Annotated in this window: 15 protein-coding genes; all 15 read right to left on the minus strand. The window is 60.3% G+C overall.

The window, feature by feature from the left end:
* Window positions 1-36: 36 nt before the first annotated feature.
* Window positions 37-456 (minus strand): sugar 3,4-ketoisomerase, encoded by a 420-nt coding sequence (locus ACZ500_RS08760; RefSeq protein WP_464232125.1) that lies wholly within the window; start codon window positions 454-456, stop codon window positions 37-39.
* Between the two features lie 36 nt (window positions 457-492).
* Window positions 493-936, minus strand: coding sequence for a sugar 3,4-ketoisomerase (locus ACZ500_RS08765; RefSeq protein ID WP_464232126.1), 444 nt, complete (start codon window positions 934-936; stop codon window positions 493-495).
* Window positions 929-1,414 (minus strand): acyltransferase, encoded by a 486-nt coding sequence (locus ACZ500_RS08770; RefSeq protein WP_464232127.1) that lies wholly within the window; start codon window positions 1,412-1,414, stop codon window positions 929-931. Before ACZ500_RS08770 ends, ACZ500_RS08765 begins: the two co-directional genes overlap by 8 nt.
* Window positions 1,401-2,153, minus strand: coding sequence for an acyltransferase (locus ACZ500_RS08775; protein WP_464232128.1), 753 nt, complete (start codon window positions 2,151-2,153; stop codon window positions 1,401-1,403). The genes ACZ500_RS08770 and ACZ500_RS08775 overlap by 14 nt, the downstream gene beginning before the upstream one ends.
* 104 nt (window positions 2,154-2,257) lie before the next feature.
* Entirely contained in the window at window positions 2,258-3,355 is a 1,098-nt protein-coding gene (locus tag ACZ500_RS08780) for a DegT/DnrJ/EryC1/StrS family aminotransferase (RefSeq protein WP_464232129.1), read from the minus strand.
* Between the two features lie 5 nt (window positions 3,356-3,360).
* Window positions 3,361-4,140 (minus strand): tyrosine-protein phosphatase, encoded by a 780-nt coding sequence (locus tag ACZ500_RS08785; protein WP_464232130.1) that lies wholly within the window; start codon window positions 4,138-4,140, stop codon window positions 3,361-3,363.
* Between the two features lie 76 nt (window positions 4,141-4,216).
* Window positions 4,217-6,496, minus strand: a complete 2,280-nt coding sequence (locus tag ACZ500_RS08790; RefSeq protein WP_464232131.1) for a GumC family protein — start codon at window positions 6,494-6,496, stop codon at window positions 4,217-4,219.
* 35 nt (window positions 6,497-6,531) lie between these two features.
* Window positions 6,532-7,572 carry a polysaccharide biosynthesis/export family protein gene (locus tag ACZ500_RS08795; protein ID WP_464233024.1) on the minus strand — a complete coding sequence of 347 codons (1,041 nt, stop codon included), beginning with the start codon at window positions 7,570-7,572 and terminating at the stop codon, window positions 6,532-6,534.
* 239 nt (window positions 7,573-7,811) lie between these two features.
* Window positions 7,812-9,128 carry an outer membrane beta-barrel protein gene (locus ACZ500_RS08800; RefSeq protein ID WP_464232132.1) on the minus strand — a complete coding sequence of 439 codons (1,317 nt, stop codon included), beginning with the start codon at window positions 9,126-9,128 and terminating at the stop codon, window positions 7,812-7,814.
* A 359-nt stretch (window positions 9,129-9,487) separates the two neighbouring features.
* Window positions 9,488-9,784 (minus strand): dockerin type I domain-containing protein, encoded by a 297-nt coding sequence (locus tag ACZ500_RS08805; RefSeq protein WP_464232133.1) that lies wholly within the window; start codon window positions 9,782-9,784, stop codon window positions 9,488-9,490.
* Window positions 9,785-9,864: 80 nt separating this feature from the next.
* The gene (locus ACZ500_RS08810; protein ID WP_464232134.1) at window positions 9,865-10,182 is read right to left on the minus strand and encodes a dockerin type I domain-containing protein; all 318 of its coding nucleotides are present in this window, start codon (window positions 10,180-10,182) and stop codon (window positions 9,865-9,867) included.
* 106 nt (window positions 10,183-10,288) lie between these two features.
* On the minus strand, window positions 10,289-10,924 hold the full coding sequence (locus ACZ500_RS08815; protein WP_464232135.1) for a cohesin domain-containing protein: 636 nt from the start codon (window positions 10,922-10,924) through the stop codon (window positions 10,289-10,291).
* A 230-nt stretch (window positions 10,925-11,154) separates the two neighbouring features.
* Window positions 11,155-13,335 (minus strand): O-antigen ligase family protein, encoded by a 2,181-nt coding sequence (locus ACZ500_RS08820; RefSeq protein ID WP_464232136.1) that lies wholly within the window; start codon window positions 13,333-13,335, stop codon window positions 11,155-11,157.
* Between the two features lie 32 nt (window positions 13,336-13,367).
* Window positions 13,368-15,947 (minus strand): hypothetical protein, encoded by a 2,580-nt coding sequence (locus tag ACZ500_RS08825; RefSeq protein WP_464232137.1) that lies wholly within the window; start codon window positions 15,945-15,947, stop codon window positions 13,368-13,370.
* Between the two features lie 33 nt (window positions 15,948-15,980).
* Window positions 15,981-17,648: a glycosyltransferase family 4 protein gene (locus tag ACZ500_RS08830; protein ID WP_464232138.1), complete on the minus strand. Its 1,668-nt coding sequence runs from the start codon at window positions 17,646-17,648 to the stop codon at window positions 15,981-15,983.
* Between the last annotated feature and the right edge of the window lie 19 nt (window positions 17,649-17,667).

The raw sequence follows: 17,667 nt of genomic DNA on the forward strand, positions 1-17,667 counted from the left end.
AATGGTTTAAATGACATCACACAATTTCGGTCTCGGTTATACTCGGGTGCATTTGATCATCTGCACAAATTCCAAATAATCGCGAATGTAATCATGCTCATCGTAAGGAGCTGACGCCAAGACCAGGCAAATGCCGCCGGAGGAAAAATTTTCAAGTTCCCTCCAGATCATTTGCGGGATATACAAGCCGTAATATGCTCGGTCCAGATGCACCCGGCGGCGTTCGGTCCCGTCATCCAGAATCACATCAAACGCACCCATCACAGATACAATGAGCTGCTGCAATTCTTTATGGGCATGCCCGCCCCGGCTTTCACCGCCCGGCACATCATAAAGATAATAAACCCTCTGAATTTCAAATGGCACATGCTCGCCGGCGTAGATGGGCGTAATAGCGCCTTTACGTTCGCTGATCTTGGGAAGATTGATTACCTTGCAGGCGTTGATCGATGTCATCTGCAGGTGCCTTGGAAAACATTCATATGCAAATCGTTAGCGGCGTTGTTGCGTTTGATTCATTTTTTTGAAATTAGGGTAATCTTTCACGTATTCGTTTGCATCGTAAGGAAGAGAGGCCAAAACGAGCGCTACAGCGTTGGTCGAGAAGTGCTGCATTCGGCGCCAGATCATATTGGGCACGTATAAACCATAGTAGGCTCGGTTGAGGCTAACGGTCTTCTGGGCAAGACCATCGTCCAGAAAGACGTCAAAGCTTCCGGACAGCGCGACGATGACCTCCTGAAGTTCCCGATAGGCATGGCTGCCACGGGATTCCCCGCCTGGCACATCATAGATCCAGTAAACCCTTTTGATGTCGAAGGGAATGTGCCGGCGGGCTTCTATAAAGGTGAGGTTCCCCCGGTCATCCAGGATTTTGGGGAATTGGATGATGGCGGCATCGTAAACCGAGCGGGACGTGTTCTGGAGATCAAGCATTCTTGCTGTTCAAGTCGTCATCCGGAAGATATCTGATAAGGCGACCGGGATTTCCGGCTATTAGAGAATAGGCCGGAACGTCTCTGGTCACCACGCTCCCGGCACCGATCATGGCGTTTTCACCGATGGTAATGCCGGGAAGGAGCGTCGCATTGGCACCGATACTGGCACCTTTGCGTATGATGATGGGCAGGTATTGCTCGGGGTAGTGCTTGCTTCTGGGGTATCGATCGTTGGTGAAAGCCACACCGGGGCAGATGAGCACGTCATCCTCGATGCGCGCGCCGTCCCAGATATGCACGCCGGACTTGATGGTCACGCGGTTGCCGATGACCACATCGTTCTCGATGAAAGTCTGATCGCAGATATTGCAGTCCCGTCCGATGCGGGCCCCCGGCAGGATGTGGGCGTAAGCCCAGATCCGGGTGCCGTCCCCGACGTGATCCGATTCGAGCAGGGCGGCATCAGGCACCTGCACCCCCCCCCCCTTGTTCGACCGGTATAACGACGCGGGCGGGCACTCCCATGACGAGAACGCCCGGAGGGACATCGCGCGACACCACTGCGCCGGCGCCGACTACGGCCTTTTCCCCGATGACGACACCCGGGAGCAGCGTCGCACCGGCGCCGATGACCGCGTGATCGCAAATGGTCGGGCCCTGAACGCGGGATTCGTCATAGCCGCCGGCGCCAGCCATGTTGTCATTGGTCATACCGACAGTGAGACTTACAAATACATGCTTTCCAATGGTGCAGTTGCCCGTGACGTGCGTCAGGTCCATGATCTTCGTGTAATCGCCGATGCGCGTGTTGTAGTTGATGGTGACATAACGGCTGATAATGCAATGTGAGCCGATCCAGCACTGCTCCCGGATGGATGCCCCATCGCCGACGAGCGTGTTGGAGCCGATTTCCACATCGTAAAAAATCACCGCATGGGGGCCGATCGAGCAGTTGGGGCCGATGACCAGCTTCTTTTCGAATTCCGGCTGCCGGGCCAGTGCCCCCGCGCCCTTGGGCACTTTGCCGATAACCGCACCGGGGAAGATTTCCACGCCGTCGCCGATGGTCACGTCTTCTTCGATGACGACATGCGGATGGATCACGACATTGTCGCCCAACTGAACGCCCCTGCGGATCACGGCGAATTCGGCGATCGACACGTTGCGGCCGATTTGGTCGGTTTCGATCACGGCTTTGGGGTATGGCCTTTTCATCTGGAGCCCCCTCAGATTCTATGCTTGGGGTTAGGAGATACAGTCACCCTATCGATAGGGTCGATGAAATGCCTCTGCATACCCGTACAGACGTTTAAAGACAGTCAAAAAGCTCGAACCGATCGAATGACAGCGTCTTGTTGATCCAACGTCAATTGCGGTCCTATGGGCAGACTCAATACGCTGTCAGCCAATTGATTGCTCCAGGGGAGGTCCATGCGGAAATAGCCGCCCTTTCGGTACGCGTCGGACAAGTGCGGGGGGACAGGGTAATGGATCAGCGTGCCGATGCCAATTTCCGTGAGATGGTGCTGGAGCGCTTGTCGGTCGTTATGGCGGACCACAAAAAGGTGCCAGACGGGTTCGGCCCAGGAAGGCACATGGGGAAGCGTGAGGCCTGGACACCCCGCCAATTGCTTCAAATAGACCTCCGCGAGCCTACGGCGCCTGTCGTTCCACTCATCCAGGACCCTGAGCTTGACGCGCAGAAGCGCCGCCTGGAGTTCGTCCAGACGGGAATTGCTCCCCTGGACCTCGTGGTGATATTTGATCCGGGAGCCGTAATTCCTCAAGGTTTTCAGCTTCCGGGCCAGTGCATCATCATGGGTGGTGACAGCGCCGCCGTCCCCGAAGGCCCCGAGATTCTTGGCCGGGTAAAAGCTGAAGGCTGCGGCATGCCCCAGGCCTCCCGCGCGCCGGCCTTTGTAACGGGCGCCATGGGCCTGGGCCGCATCCTCGATGACGCTCAAACCGTAACGCTCTGCCATCTCGAGGAGCGGGTCCATGTCCGCAGGCTGACCGTAGAGGTGAACCGGTATGATCGCCCTGGTGCGATCGGTCAGCGCCGCTTCGATTCGGGCCGGATCGATATTGTACGTCTCCGGATCGGGGTCCGCCGGGACGGGGCGGGCGCCGACCGCCGAAACAGCGAGCCAGGTGGCGATGAACGTGAAACCGGGAACAATGACCTCGTCTTCGGAACCAATCCCCAAGGCCTTCAGGATCAAGGCCAGGGCTTCCATGCCATTGCCGGTGCCGATGCAATGTTTCACGCCGCAATAGGCAGCGAATTCCGCTTCAAAGGCCTCAAGCTCCGGGCCCAGGATGTACCAGCCGGAGTTCATCACGCGCCGGGAGGCGGCATCCAAATCGGCTTTCAGTTCCAGGTAGGCGGCCTGGAGGTCGAGAAAAGGGACGGGCATTGCATTCACACTCTCGCTGCACGTTCAACCCGTCCTCCGGGTCGAAGGGCGGGTTCGGGGATTTCCGGGGATTCGCCGGCCAGTATGGCACTGGGCACGGCTGTCACCATTCTCTCGGCCTCGTCTGTGCTGCCCAGGATTTCCGCAGCGACGTGGACGGCTGCGGATAATGACACAGGCCGGTGGTCCGGCGAATGGGCGTCGGTGGCAATCAGGTGCACGAGGCGCTGGGCGACCAGTTTCTTCGCCACGCTGCGGACAAGTCTCCCGAATCCCCCGGTCAGGCTCATAGCCGTGATTTGGGAGAGAGCGCCCATGCGGATCAGGTCCAGAAGGAGCCCGGGGTCGCGCTGGATCGTGTCGTTTCTTTCGGGATGGGTGATGATGGGGGTGAGGCCGTTCAACCTCAGGGCGTAGACCTCGGTCTGGACAGCCCGCGGGAGCACGTGCCTCGGCATTTCCAGGAGGAGGTGTCTCGACCGGTCGGCGATCGTGCAGATCTCACCCGCATGGACACGCTCGGCCATATGATCCGTCAGATGGGTATCCCCGCCGGCGTAGAGCTTGAGATCGATCTTCTGTCCGGAGAGAAAGGATTGCATTTCAGCCACGGCCGACAGGACGCTTGCCCGGTCGTTTGTATAGACCCCGTTAAGGGTATGCGGGGTGGCGACGATGGCGTGTATGCCGTCGCCCACCGCCTGCCTGGCCATCGCCAGGGCTTCGGAGAGCGAACTCGGCCCGTCGTCGATGCCGGGCAGGATGTGGCAATGGATATCGATCATCGGGCGGTCAAATGAAAGCGGCGCTCGGACCCCGCAAGGCGGGAGCGAGTGATTCCGTCGGGTTCAGTGGAGCGCATCAGGCACCGGAGGATCTGCGCTTCCTGCGGCTCTTTTTCTTCTTCTCACCATCATCGCCGTAATAGTGATAATAGTAGTGCTGATAGTAATACTTGCCCCCGTCGGCATCGACCGCATTCAGCAGACCCCCGAGGATATGCCCGCCGACCGTCCGGATCTGGTCGACGGCGCCGGCCGCGGCGGCCCGCACGGTGGAGCCGGCCCTGATTACGAGGACGACCCCGTCGACTGCACTGGCCAGGACCGTGGCATCGGTCACCGCGGTGACAGGCGGGCTGTCGAGCAGGATGCGCTCATAGCGGCTTCTGAGGGTGGTAAGGAGATCGGCCATCTGCGAGGAGCCGAGCATCTCGGAGGGGTTGGGGGGGATCGGCCCGGAAGGGATGAGGTCCAACCCCGGGACCTCGGTGGCGAGGATCGCCTGTTCGCTGCCCTTCGCGCCCACCAGGAGATTCGTCAGGCCGCAATCGGCTTTGACGCCGAAGACCTTGTGCAGTTTGGGCTTTCGCAGATCGCAGTCGATGATGACGGTCCTGCTCCCGGCCTGCGCCATGGTCACCCCCAGATTGGCGGTGGTGACCGTCTTGCCGTCCTGGGGCGTGGCGCTCGTGATAAGGATGACCTGCGGGGCGGATCCGGCCGAGGAAAAGAGCAGGTTCGTGCGGATGCCCCGGTACGCCTCACTCGCGCCGGACCTGGGCGAATGGACACAAGCGAGATCTCCGCCCGCAGAGACGCCATCCCCCTCCGGCTGAAAGGCGGGCACCGGCCCCAGGTACGCGATGTCCAGATGGTCCTTGAGTTCCTCGGGAAGCTTGATGGTATTGTCGAGGTATTCGAGGAGAAACGCGGCTCCGACCCCGAGGGCGAGCCCGACGGCGAGGGCGAGCAGGAGGTTTCGGCGCTTGTCCGGGCTGACCGGGCTCGCGGGCACCTCGGCCCTGTCGATCACCCGGACGTTGTCCGCCTTCATGTCCTCGGCGACGGTGGCCTCTTTGAATCGCTTGACCAGGAGGTCATACATCTCCCGGGCGCTTTCGACCTCGCGGTTCAACAGGCTGTAACGGATGGCCTTTTCGTTCAGTTGGAGGGCCTGCTCCTTCTGCTCCTCAAACGCCCTCTTGAGGGACTCTTCCTTCGCCTGGGCGACCATGTAGCGGTTCCTGAGCGAGTTGACGACGCGCTCCACCTCCTTGGCCTTCCTCGCATTCAGCTCCTTCAACTCCGAATCGAGGGCGACCATCCTGGGGTGGTTTTTGCCGTACTTCTTGGAGAGTTCGGACATCTGCTTGTAGATGTCCACCTCCATGCTCTTGATCTCCGAGATCAGCGAATTGCTCAAGACATCCGGGATCGAGCCGATCAGTTCGGGAGACCCCCTGAGCGCAAGGGCCTGATTGAGAAGGGTTTCGGCCTCGACCCGCGCGGATTCAGCATCGACCACCTGGGCGTTCAACTGCGCAAGCTTCTGCGCAGTTACCTGTTCGGTGTCGCTGGAGAAGTCCGTAATGATCTTGTTCCGCTCCTTATACTGGAGCAGCGCGTACTCCGCCTCGTTGACCTTTCTGCGCTCATCTTCGATCCGGTCGCTGAGCCACTCCACCGCATCCTTGACACTGGCAAGCCGTGTCTCCAAATTACCTTCGATATAGGCCTGGGCCACCGCATTGGCGATCATCGCCGCGAGCACCGGGTCTTTCGCGTCGAAGCTCACGTCCACCAGACGGGTATCCCGGACGGGCGTGACAGTGATCCGATCCATGACCGCAGAGATCAGCCCCGAATCCGGCCCTTTGGAATCGGCTTGGTCAGGCTGCGGAACGGCCTGTCTGTCGCCCGTCCGAAAAAGAGCGGCCGCCGACTGCTTGACGCCTTGAACTTGGTCCGCGATGAATCGCTTCACCCTTGAAACGGGGTCATCCTTGGGCTCGGGGAAAAACTCCTCCGAATGTTCCAGATTCAACCGGTCGATGACCGAGGCCGCCACCGCGCGGCTCTGGATGATCTTGTGCTGCGTGTTGTAGAACTGCGGGTCCCAGATCTCGTAGAACATGCCGTTTTGCGGCATCACGGAACTCCCCGAGAGGCTCTTTTCGATGATGAGCCGGCCCGTGGCCCGATAGACCGGCGTAGCGGTGTAGGTTTTCAGGGCAACGGCGATCAGGATGACCGCGAAGACCGCCAGAATGACCCAGCGCCGTTTGAGGACTACCTGCAGGTAGCGCCGCAGGTCGACCGGTTTTTCCCTTTCCGGGGAATCTATCAGAGGTTCATTCATTGTTTTTGCCGTTTGAAAAGCCGCTGATCCCCGAATCAGAAAAAGCTCTCCGGGACCACGACGATGTCGTCCGGTTTGAGCGCGATGTCGCTCACCTTTCTACCTTCGCGGGTGATGGCATCCACGTTGATCACGATGATCTTTTCCACGCCCTCCTCCACCCGGATGATGCGCGTCTTGTTCCTGGCCGCAATCGGCGTGAACCCGCCGGCGGCCCCGATGGCCTCCACGAGGCTGACTTCGTCGTTCGGCATATCATAGGAGCCGGGGGTTTGTACCTGCCCGATGATGTAATAACGCGATACGGGTGGAACGAACAGCATGTCCCCGTCGCGCAGATGCAGGTTGGACGCCTGGTCGCCCCTCTTCAGAAGGCTGTCGAGGTCGATCTTGACGATGACTCGGTTCTCCGTTTCCGTCCCCGATTCGAGCGTCCGGATAAGGAGGGCGTGGCTCCCGGCCCGCTGTCGGTCGAAGCCGCCCACCTTGGAAAGGGCGTTCAGCACGCGCTCCCCGGCCTGAAGGGTGTAGGTGCCAGGGGCGTTCACCGTCCCGAGGGCCATGAAGTGCCTGCTGTTGTACTCCCGGACCATGACCGAAACATGCGCGTCCAGAAGATACTGCTTGGCCGCCAGTTCATGGGCCATGAGCCGCTCGATTTCAACCGGGGTAAGACCCGCTACCTTGACACGCCCGACAAGAGGAAAAGAGATGTAACCTTCCCTGCTCACGGGCACCGCGTCTTTGGAGAGGTCGGGCTCGTCATAGACCACCACCGAGAGCACATCGGTCCCGCCGACCTGGTAATCGGACTCCGCACATTCGGCTTCGGGAAAGCGTGAACGATATTCCGCAACGCTCAACTGGGGGGCATCACCGAGAACCTCGCCGATCTGCGGACTGATTTCCCGGCCGCCGCGGGCCCTCTTGATCTCGGCGACCCTGGCTGCGTTCTCCGCCCCGAGGCCGCTCAGCTCCCCGCTTTGCACATGGGTGACGCGAACCACCTCATCGTTGACCGCACACCCCGGGGCGCAAAAAGCGAGGAGCAACAGCAGCACCGCCCCAGCACGCATTTTCAACAGGGCCCAAACCAATCGGTGACAGCGACGCCCTTCGGCGGCGCCTGGCAAAATCTTCGGCGGCAACATCATATCGTCTCGGTCTTCCGTTCGGCTTTCAATCTATGTACAAGGGCGGCCAAAAACAGCGACCGCCCCGCGGGTCTCTCATTTTTGCTTCGATCCTACGGTTTCGGCCGGCGCTTTGCAACCCTAAAGCGGGACGCTTCCCTTCCCTGTCCGGCTTCCGCCGTTCAATACCGCGCGCCTAACGTAACACTGAACTGGTTCCCGGTGAACGATTCCGCCCCATCGCTGGAGTCCTTTCGGAGATAGCGGTACCCGATGCCCGCATCGAGCCAGGCGCGGATCCGATAGGTAAGGCCCACGTTCGCGTAATAGTCATGGTCCTTGCGGCCCGACTGGTAGTCGGAAAGACCATAGGAAAACCCGGCCATGCCGCGGAATTTATAAGGGAGTTCCTGCGAAAGGGTGAGCCCGGCCGAGGTGGTGTCCATGGTGTCCGCGCCGGCACCGGAGCTGGGGGATTCGTTTCGCGAAAAATTAAAACCGAGGAGGGTCGTGGCCGTCGCCTTCCAGCCGACGCCGGCCTGTCCAACCCACGTGCCGGAGTCGCTGTAGGGGATTCCCTGGGCATCCCGGTCATTATCGTATTGCAGCCACTGATAGCCGAAGCTGCAAGATCCCGACAGGCGGCCGATGCCTTCCCATTTCAGGCCGGTGTCAATGCTCACACGCTGGTTGCCGGCATCGGTCTCCGAGGTGACGGACAGGCTGTGATCATCGTAGTCTTGCCAGCCGTTGCGGAATTCCAGGAAGGCCCACGTCCTTGACATCACCTTCTTCTCGACGCCCAACCCCGCCTCTATCAGCGTCCAGTTCTGGCCGGCGTCGAGGTCGCGCTCCACTTCGTACTCGCTCTTGCTGTGCCCGAAATGGGCAAGCAGCTTGAGATCCTTCGGGAACCGCCAACCGACGCTTCCCTTCAGATCGTTCGTCCAGCGGCTACGCGTCTCGCCCAGGCCGTATTGGACGTCGTTTCCATACGGGTCATCGGCGTCGGTGAACTGTTCGTCGATCGACAGCAGCAACCCTCCCGGCGCGCGATAGTCGAAGCCGAAGGAGCCGCTTTGCCGCTGCCAGTCCTGATCGCTCCGCCTGCGATAAAACGCAAAATCCGCTTGGTAACCGAATTTGATTCCCCCGCGCACCCCCATGTCATAGGCGAGTTCGAGCGCCGGCGCAACGTGGAAGATGTAGTCCGACACCTTGGGGTCGCGGGTGCGCCTCGAAGGGTCGAGCGGTTGCACGCCCTCCCCGTTGCTGAGGAAGATGTTGCTGTCATAAACACCCTCCAGCGCCAGGGTGGGCAGGACGCGCCACTTCCCCAGCCTGAGATTGCCGGTGTCGCCCTGCATATACCCTTCAGCAGACCTTGCCGCCTGGCTCCACACGGCGCCCTGCGCCCGGCCCAGCCAGACAGTGCCTATCAGGAGCACCATGAGCAGGGGGCACAACACCGCCGAAGCGACGGCCCGCCGCCCCGACACGTCACACCCTGACCGAGTGCGGCCGCGCCTCTTCGCTCTGTGAGCCGCTCCTCCACTGCCTGGAGCAAAGAGGGGCAGGGTCCCGGGCATCCGTGCGGACACGCACGTGCAGGGGCTTTTCCGATAACGCAGCATGTCACTCGATCTCAAAACAGGTGAAGGGGGAATGGCAGGACAGGAACTTCGGCAGGAGAGATCGCGAAGGCACCTTTGCACGGTCCGCAGAGGCCGATCGTGAAACCCCGGGGGCCCCCCCGGGCAGCCGGCCGCAAGGTGGGTGCCCGGAGCCTTCTCAGGTCGATCTCGTGCTACCACCAAAGACTCCGAGGCGCTCAACTCACTCGCCTCGGGAAGGCCTCTCAATTGAACGGGCTCGCGCTCACCGTGCACCCGAGACAGCGTTTGACGATGGTGAAATCGTCCATGTTGACGAAGCCGTCACTGTTCACATCGCTCGCAGCCGTGTAGATATTATTCCTTATGTTGCTGTAGACAATAAGAAGATCTGCCGTCGTAACGCGCCCATCGCTGTCCACATCGACATTCACGAGGTTCTGACAATCATCGCAGTTCGTGATATCGCTCGGTCCGGGGGCCACCGTGGCAAATGACGGCGTGGCAAGCGCACCCCAGAACAATGCTGTGGAGAAAACCATCCGAACCATCGTCTTGCGTACTGCGCTTAGCTTTTTCATAATCCTCGTCCCTTGCAAAAGTTTAAGGGGTGTGCGGTGCATCATTGCCTTTGCGTCCGGCGAAGCTCTATGCACTTGAGGACGATATCCGCATCGGCCTCGTTCACCGCCCCGTCCCCATCCACGTCGTAGGCAGAATCGCTGCAGCCGTCATGGATGCACTTCTTGACGGCAAGCAGATCCGCCACATCGATGGCACCGTCGCCGTTCAAATCGGTGTTGAAAGACGCACAATCGTCGAACGTTTGAATGGAGGCCGCCTTCTCAACAGGCTCCCCTGCATGGGCAGGAAGCGAAACCGCAAAAACCATCGCAAGCATAATCATAAGAAGCGATGCAACGCCGGATATCCTGATCATCGTCTGACTCCTCTCGAAACATGTTGGGTTCTAAACCTGGGTTGTCCTTTTCATGCGCTCAAACGCCCCGGCGGAGCGAGCGGGATGAGCGGGGGGAAATGCCTTCTTATGAACGTCTCATGACCGATGCCTTCCTCCTGACCGTCCACAACGCGCCAAGGCCCAGCAGGAAAATCAACAAAAACATACCGTACTCACCGATCGTGGGGACAGGCTGCGCCACAAGCTTCTCGTTCACGGCGATCGACGGATTGGTCACGCTTGTGATATCCGTGTTCTGGAACAAACAATCCGTGACGAGGTTGGTACCCGTCAAGGAAAACGTAGCCACACCCGCCTTGAGGCACTTGAAGGTGAAGGTCGCCGTAGCGCCCCCATAGGGAAAACCCGGGGGATTATCCATCGTGATATCCATGGACCCGAAGGTGCCCGGCAAAGACGGCGGAATGCTCGTGGGCGTATAAACTTGAGGACCCAGAAGGCCGCTGGGGAAAAATGGCTCACCCTGGTAAGCCGTCAACTCCAGGGCCTCCGGGTCGAAGTCCAGAAGGGTCTCGTATCCACAGATCGTCAACGGATCGGTATTCGAATCCGTGCCGACGATCTTCACCGTCAAATCGAACGTTTCCCCAACGTAAGCGGTGCCGGGGTGGTCCAGTTCGAGGACCATAGCGCCAAAGGACAGTCCTGGAAGAACCAGGACCATCAGGACCATCACCAGAAAAGATTTGACCAGTTTCATACCCTCTCCCTCCCGTTCATCCCGAAAGACGTTGAAAGTAGATCTGATAACCGCCGCCAATAAATAAAGAAACCTTTGCCCGAGACTGAATCCCCTTCGAAAACCAGCCATAAACGCAAGACTGAAACAATGGCCGGCACCGCAGATCGATCCGTTTCATAGGCGCTTTAGCTGTATACGTTTTGAACAAAGAAAGCAAGGGAAAAAGCCTGCCCTCAAAATCCTCCAACTCACTGAATGACTTCCGGCTCCGGAGTTTTCACAAGCTGTCCGACCAACTGCTCATCGGGGTAGAAGAGCCAGACATAGGCGCTGATTTTCTCTCGCATGGAGTTCCGGGCTTTTTCGGAAGACAAGTCCAGCGCCCTCGAGTAATGGGCCGCAGCCGATGCCCGGGCGGCCGCATGTTCGGGGTCCGCCGGGTGAAGCGCCTTCGAACGAAGCACCCAGAAATTCCCCAGCTCCGCATGCACCCCGGCCTCTCTATCCTGGGTGAAGAGGGCCGCCCGCTGCATAGCCAGATCGGCGGCCGGGAGCCACCTCTCGCGGTAATCCGGCCGGTCCCAGAGGCTCGCGTAGGCCCAGCCCAGGAGGAGGTGGCGCTCGCCCTCAAACGGGTTCAGGGCGAGGGAGCGCTCAAGCGGGGGGATGATCGCCTCTGCCGTCCCTTGCAAGAAAAGGGGGGCGATGCCGCTCGCGCCCAAGACCTGCGCCCCCGGCGCAGCCGCCTCGGCGGCCTCCGGGTTCGGGAGCATGAATTTGAGCGCCAGCCTGTAAGGATAACCCGCATTCCAGGGGTCCCAGGCCATGGCGGTTTGAATATCCTTCGCCGGGGGATCCATGTCGCGGTTCAGTGTCGAGTTGGGGACGGTGTTGCAGTGCGCCTCCGCTACAAAGTGTCTGACGCTCCATAGGCCGGTCCAAAGCACCAGCCCGAGGCCCAGCGCCAGCGCCAGCGCCCCGCTGCCGCGGATCGGGAGCACCCGGAATGGAAGGCCTCCGAGCGCCCCCATCGGCTCCCTCTCGAGGTGCAGGGCGCTGAACCCGATCGCGAGCACAGCCGTGAAGATCAGAAAGTTGGCGGGCATGTGCAGGTTGAAATCGTAGACCGAGTGGAGCCCGATGGCCGCCATCACAGCGAAAGGGACTGCGCCGAGCGAGACCGCAAAGGGCTCTTGCCGCCTCCGATAAGCCCGCACGAGCACAAAGGCGATCCAGCCGGCCCCCAGGAGCATGATGGCGAAGCCCACCAGGCCTGCCTCAGCCAGGAACTGAACCCAGTCGTTGTGCGCATGCTCCACCAGGATGCCCTGGTCCTGCGGGGCCTGATAAACCGGGTAGGCGTACTGGAAATTGCCGACGCCGACACCGAAAATCGGGTAATCCCGAAACAGCTCGAAGGTGGTCCTGGCGTACCTGTATCGCGCCTCGAAGGAAGGTTCCAGGTTCTCGAATCGGCTCAAGGGATAATCCACACCCATGTAAAGGGCATAGCCGGCCGTAGCGGTAAACAGAAAGAGTACAAGGGCCCCTTTCCGACGGTTCTTCCTCTTGAAGACGAAGAAGAGCCCCAGGCAAAGGAGTCCGGCTGCGGCTGATGCCATCCCCGCGCGCGATCCGGAAAAGATGAGTCCGAGCCCCATAACGATCCCCGCCAGGAGGACCAGGACCCGTTTGCTCCGCTCCTGCTCTCCGGAGAGGAATGCCCCGATACGCCCTCTGAGGCCGATGCCGGGGACGGGCAGCCGCTTTTTCACGCCCAAGGCGATCGCCCCCGAAAACGCAGCCGCCATGAGCACACCCATTTCCATGAAGCCGGCGAAATGGTTTCGGTTGATATAGGTCCCGTTCACAGCCTGGCGGCTCGGGCCGCTTCTGACCCACCAGATATGGGGGTCGGCGGAGTACGTCTGAAGAATGCCGTAGAGCGCGGTGAAGGAGCCCGTCAGGAGGAGCAGCACAACGGCAAGTTCGATCCGCCTTCGTGAGTTGAGTACCTGAGCGAATCCGAAGAAGAAGAGGCCGTAGACCAGGAAACGCATGATGGACATGCGGACAGGGTAAATATACGGGGCCAGCGCCGACCGGAAACCGGAGCCGGCCGCTCCGTAGACGACAAGAGGCGCCGGGATGGCGGCCTCCGCAATTTGGTGCGCTTCCGGCGACAAGGTCGACGTCATCGAGCCGGGCAACGGGATGGTCTGGAAGACCAGGAAGGCGGTCATCATAAAAAAGAAGACGTAGAGGCCCGTTCGGGGGCATCGGAAGGTCCACCTTCCGCTCCCGGCGGTTCGGCCGACGTTTTTCACGATCAGGAGGAGTGTCGCTGCGAGCACCCCGAGGCTCATGAAGGTGTAGGCGTACATGTGGATGGCCCCGAAGAGGAGCGGGCCGATCACCAGTACGGCCATGTAGAGAGTGAAGGCGGATCTCTCCATGTTCTTCAGATCGTGCCGACTTCGAAGGAAAAGGCTTTGACCTCGTAGGGCCCGAGCCGGGCACGGAGCCTTCCCTCCTCCGCGGCATGATCCTCGCCCGAAAAAACCTCCCTGTAGAGCGTCGGCCGAGGGCCTTCGACGGCGATCATCCCCTCGACAAAGGTGCCGATCGTGTTGACGGCGATCACCAGGCACTCCTGCCCCGTCCTGCGCAGGCAGCACCGGATGGCGGGCCGCCCCCCGGGGTCTGCGCGGTACGAGGACACCATGCTCACCTCGGGTGCATCGGGAAGGTTCTCCACGCTGAGCCACGGCTGGAGAAGGTGCAGCCTGTCGGTCACCTTTTTCAGGGATTCTACGCCCTCCTGCGTCGCACCGGCCTCGGAAAACGAGAAAAAGAAGACCCCCCTGGCCCCGTGAACCACCGAAAGAAAGGCCAGGCAGTCCATCTCATGCCATTGGGGCATACGCGGCCATCCCCAACCGGACCACTTCCTGCCGCCAAAGGCCTGGACGACCGCCGCCATACGGCTCCGCCCGACATCCCGTGCCGCCCGGTCCATGGAATCCGAAAGCCAGGTCATGGGCATGTGGGGAACGGGATACTGGTCGAGGAGAAAGAAGTCGGCGGCATCCAGATAATCGCGGCAAACCCGGGGCCTGACCACCGCCATGCAGGTAGCCGCATCCGGGAACCTCGCTTTGATCAGACGCTGGATGTCCTGTGCCCGGCCGCGAGGAAACGCGTGGATGCCAGGTTCGTCATTCACATAAAAGGCCAAATCATCGCTGCGCACGGTCTTCGCCAACTCGTCCAGGAACGGTGTCAGGCGGTCCGGATCCTTGGGAACCGATACCACATACTTCAAGCCCAGTTCATGGCATTTTTCAATCGTCTCTTTGCGGCCGTCCGTGATGACCGTGTTGAAGCCGGCTGCCTTCACGGTCTCCAGCGCGTCGGGTTCGGCGCCGTAAACGCCGATCGGGTAGAAACCCTCCTCAAAAAAGGAGGCGGCCGGCTTCGGCGCATTTTCATCTCTGAGATCCGCCACCCGAACCAGGCGCGGTTCGCTCATCCAGAAGGTATGCCCGGGATGGTGGTTCACGAACTCGAAGACATCCGCTGCGGGCTCTTCCGGGCAGGTGACGTGCAACCTGACGGGTTGAAAACGCCTTACCTGCATATGGACGTTTACGAGATGCTCCTCGCCCCAAAACGTGAACCGGGGGTACACGCCGTTCTCCATGCTATGGCGGTAGAGAAGCGACTCGAACAGGAAGGTCTCCCCGGGGGTACAGCTTGGAAGGGGGCTCGACCACACACCCCCCCGGTCGGTGCCGGCAGAAATGCCCAAGCACAGGGAACGGTGGTGCGCAAGGGGCTCCCAGCCGCTGACGTCGATCCGATCCGCGGCCGCTACGTCGAGGCTGCTCTTCGAACGGGTTTCTCCGGCCGGGGCGCCGCGCCGCCACTCGACGGGTCCGCTCCCATCCGAAGCCATTCCGAACCCGGGGTTCGTGATCAGGTTGGCGGCCCCCTGAAAAGAGCCGAACGCCTCCCACAGTCCGGACGTCATGTCCTGAAGCGCGAAGACGAGGACCGCTTCCGCGCCGCCTTCCCGAGTCGCCGTATCGAGGACCGAACTGAACTCTCGGGGATCGCAGCCCCCCGCCTGGACAATGGGCCACACGGAGCAACCTGCGGCCTCCCGGAAATAATCCGTCGCCTGTCCCACCCAGGACACGGGCCGGCCGGAGATCCGATGATAGAGCATGGGGGAGACGATATCGGCGATGGCCGAGAGTTCCCCGACGTCCTGGGCCAGGATGTACGAGACGGCGTTCCCATATTCCCCCTTGGTCCAGGGAATCAGAAAGACGCCCAATTTCACGGTGTCTTGCGCATCGGCCCTTTCCAGGATGCCGCGGACCTCCTCTGCAAAGGAGGTGATCTGCCGCTTTTTCCACTTCATCCATTCATAGGGACAGTGCTCGTCGATCCAATCGGCGGCCGCAACCGCGTCGAGATCCGCCGGGAGGGCGATCCCCGTCTGCTGCCGAAAGAGACGGAGGCACCTCGGACAATAGCAGGTATCCGGTATTCGAGGGTTTTCCGCCTCCCAAACCCCCGGATATCGGAGAAAATCGAGCCAAATGCCATCGATCGCAACCTCTCCTCTGAACCCCTCGACGAGTTCTTGGATCGCTTTTAAGCGCTCCTGACGCCACCCTCGATGGCTTGGGCAGACCCCTCCCGGGGCATTTCCCTGCTCCGAGGCCCCGATAAGCCGCCCGTCTGCCTGGACCGGCATTGAATCAGGATATCGTTCCCAGGCCTCGCTGCCTCCAAATGCATTGACGCTGACATACACCTCGAATCCACGTTTCTTGAAGGCCGCAACGACGGCCTTGTCCGCCGGGACGAAAACCGCCTTCAATCCAGCAGCCTTCAGCTGCGATGCATAGCTGTTCAAATCCACCCCGGCCGGCGGTGAGACGCCATACATGCCTTTGAAGACCTCCGCTCCCGCAAAGAAGGGAAAAAGAAGCACCAAGAATACGCCTGCAGCGATGCGAAGCCTCATGTCAATGTCCCGCCGGCCTTGGAAAAGTCAGCTTCACAGATGTTCTGAGCGGGCCTTATACCCAAGGAGAGGAACATTGCCGTTTATCCTCACGCCTTCCTTGCCCAAAATGTTTTCGAGCGTTCCGATCACATTCCGGCGCAGATGCTCGACCCGCTTGAGTGTATAGTGCGATGTCGCGCCGGAACCGCCGTTTTTCAGCAGCACCAGCGTGCCGAGATTTTCACTGTCCTCGCCGATGAGCGCCAATTCGAGGCGCAGCTGGTAGCGCTGCCGGGTATCGGAGAGGGGAGCCCGGCTCCAGACGAAATCCGGCGGATCGATCCGGCTGCAGACACTGGCGTGCAACGCAGCGGTCAAGCGGCGATCCATATTCCCGGGGCCGAACATGAGGCATCCGGCGCCTTGCGGAGCCCTCATCTCGAGCGGGTGGCAGTCCTTCTTTACGCTTCCTTTTTCTTTGCCATTCAGATACAGGGCCGCAAGATCGATTTCGAGCATCTCCAGGGCATGGGCCGTCCGGCGCCACAGCTCTTGGAGATCGCTTGCCTCGCTGATCTGGATCTGTTCATAGAGGAAGCTCCGCCGCTCATGCGAGAGTCCGGTTGCGTCGCCGAGTTCGCGAATCCACGCCATCAGCCGATTTCCTTTGAGGTAGTTCATGTATCCAAGCCGCCGGATGCCCAAAATCACCACCACGCCAATCACGGCCAAGATCAATGCAACCCGCTCGTCCTGGAGATTGACGAGCGCAAGGGCAAGAATCCCGAACAGAACCGATGCCCCGTACAGGAGCAGAACCGCCTTCCGGTGCGAGTACCCGAGCCGCAGCAACCGGTGATGGAAGTGCTCCCGGTCGGCCTGAAAAATGGCCTTCCCCATCAGGAAACGGCGGACCGTCGCCCACATGGTATCGAGCAGCGGAACCCCCATAGCGATGACCGGGATCAGCAGCGTCACGGCGGCCTGGCCTTTGATCGAGCCGATGATGCTGGAGGTGGCGATCATATAGCCGAGAAAGTAGCTACCGCCGTCGCCCATAAAAATTTTGGCCGGGTTGAAGTTGTAACGCAAGAAGCCCAGAATGGCACCCGCCAGCGCCGCCATCAGAGCGGCCACAAGCAGATGATGTCCGATCACGCTCAACGCCACCAGCACCATGCAAACGAAAAAGCTCACGCCTGCCGCCAACCCGTCAAGCCCGTCAATCAAATTGATAGCGTTCATCACGAGCAGTATCCAAAAGACCGTCACCGGCAGAGCGACCCAGCCTAAATGAAAAGTCCCCACCCCGGGGACGCTGACGCCCTGGATCTGTACGCCCCCGAAATAGGCAATCGCCCCCGCCAGAATCTGGACCCCGAACTTTTTCCATGGTCCAAGTCCGCGTTTGTCGTCCCAGAGGCCCAGCCCGAAGGCGACCGCGCTCCCGAGCGCGATCGCCAATAATGACGGTTCGGAGGCGATCAACTGCAGTACATTTGTCTTTTCGCGGACCCACGGAGAAAGCACCGGGAGGAATGAACCCCAAAACGACAAAAAGATGGCCGCGCCCCCGATACGCGGCACCGGCCGTCGATGGATCTTGCGCTCGCCAGGCGGATCGACGATCCCCAAACGCAAACCAACCTTGGCAACCAGTGGTGTATTGACCAAGGCCAGGATGAGGGCGATAAGAAAGATGACGGTAATGGTAGTCATGAGAGGTAATCGAGGGTGA

It is taken from the genome of Desulfatiglans parachlorophenolica (assembly GCF_055394735.1).

Bases quoted from the DNA above. Each gene is read 5' to 3' on its own strand.
- ACZ500_RS08760 (WP_464232125.1), bottom strand. From the start codon at position 456: ATGACATCGATCAACGCCTGCAAGGTAATCAATCTTCCCAAGATCAGC.
- ACZ500_RS08765 (WP_464232126.1), bottom strand. From the start codon at position 936: ATGCTTGATCTCCAGAACACGTCCCGCTCGGTTTACGATGCCGCCATC.
- ACZ500_RS08775 (WP_464232128.1), bottom strand. From the start codon at position 2,153: ATGAAAAGGCCATACCCCAAAGCCGTGATCGAAACCGACCAAATCGGC.
- ACZ500_RS08780 (WP_464232129.1), bottom strand. From the start codon at position 3,355: ATGCCCGTCCCTTTTCTCGACCTCCAGGCCGCCTACCTGGAACTGAAA.
- ACZ500_RS08785 (WP_464232130.1), bottom strand. From the start codon at position 4,140: ATGATCGATATCCATTGCCACATCCTGCCCGGCATCGACGACGGGCCG.
- ACZ500_RS08790 (WP_464232131.1), bottom strand. From the start codon at position 6,496: ATGAATGAACCTCTGATAGATTCCCCGGAAAGGGAAAAACCGGTCGAC.
- ACZ500_RS08795 (WP_464233024.1), bottom strand. From the start codon at position 7,572: ATGCGTGCTGGGGCGGTGCTGCTGTTGCTCCTCGCTTTTTGCGCCCCG.
- ACZ500_RS08805 (WP_464232133.1), bottom strand. From the start codon at position 9,784: ATGGTTTTCTCCACAGCATTGTTCTGGGGTGCGCTTGCCACGCCGTCA.
- ACZ500_RS08810 (WP_464232134.1), bottom strand. From the start codon at position 10,182: ATGATCAGGATATCCGGCGTTGCATCGCTTCTTATGATTATGCTTGCG.
- ACZ500_RS08815 (WP_464232135.1), bottom strand. From the start codon at position 10,924: ATGAAACTGGTCAAATCTTTTCTGGTGATGGTCCTGATGGTCCTGGTT.
- ACZ500_RS08820 (WP_464232136.1), bottom strand. From the start codon at position 13,335: ATGGCCGTACTGGTGATCGGCCCGCTCCTCTTCGGGGCCATCCACATG.
- ACZ500_RS08825 (WP_464232137.1), bottom strand. From the start codon at position 15,947: ATGAGGCTTCGCATCGCTGCAGGCGTATTCTTGGTGCTTCTTTTTCCC.
- ACZ500_RS08830 (WP_464232138.1), bottom strand. From the start codon at position 17,648: ATGACTACCATTACCGTCATCTTTCTTATCGCCCTCATCCTGGCCTTG.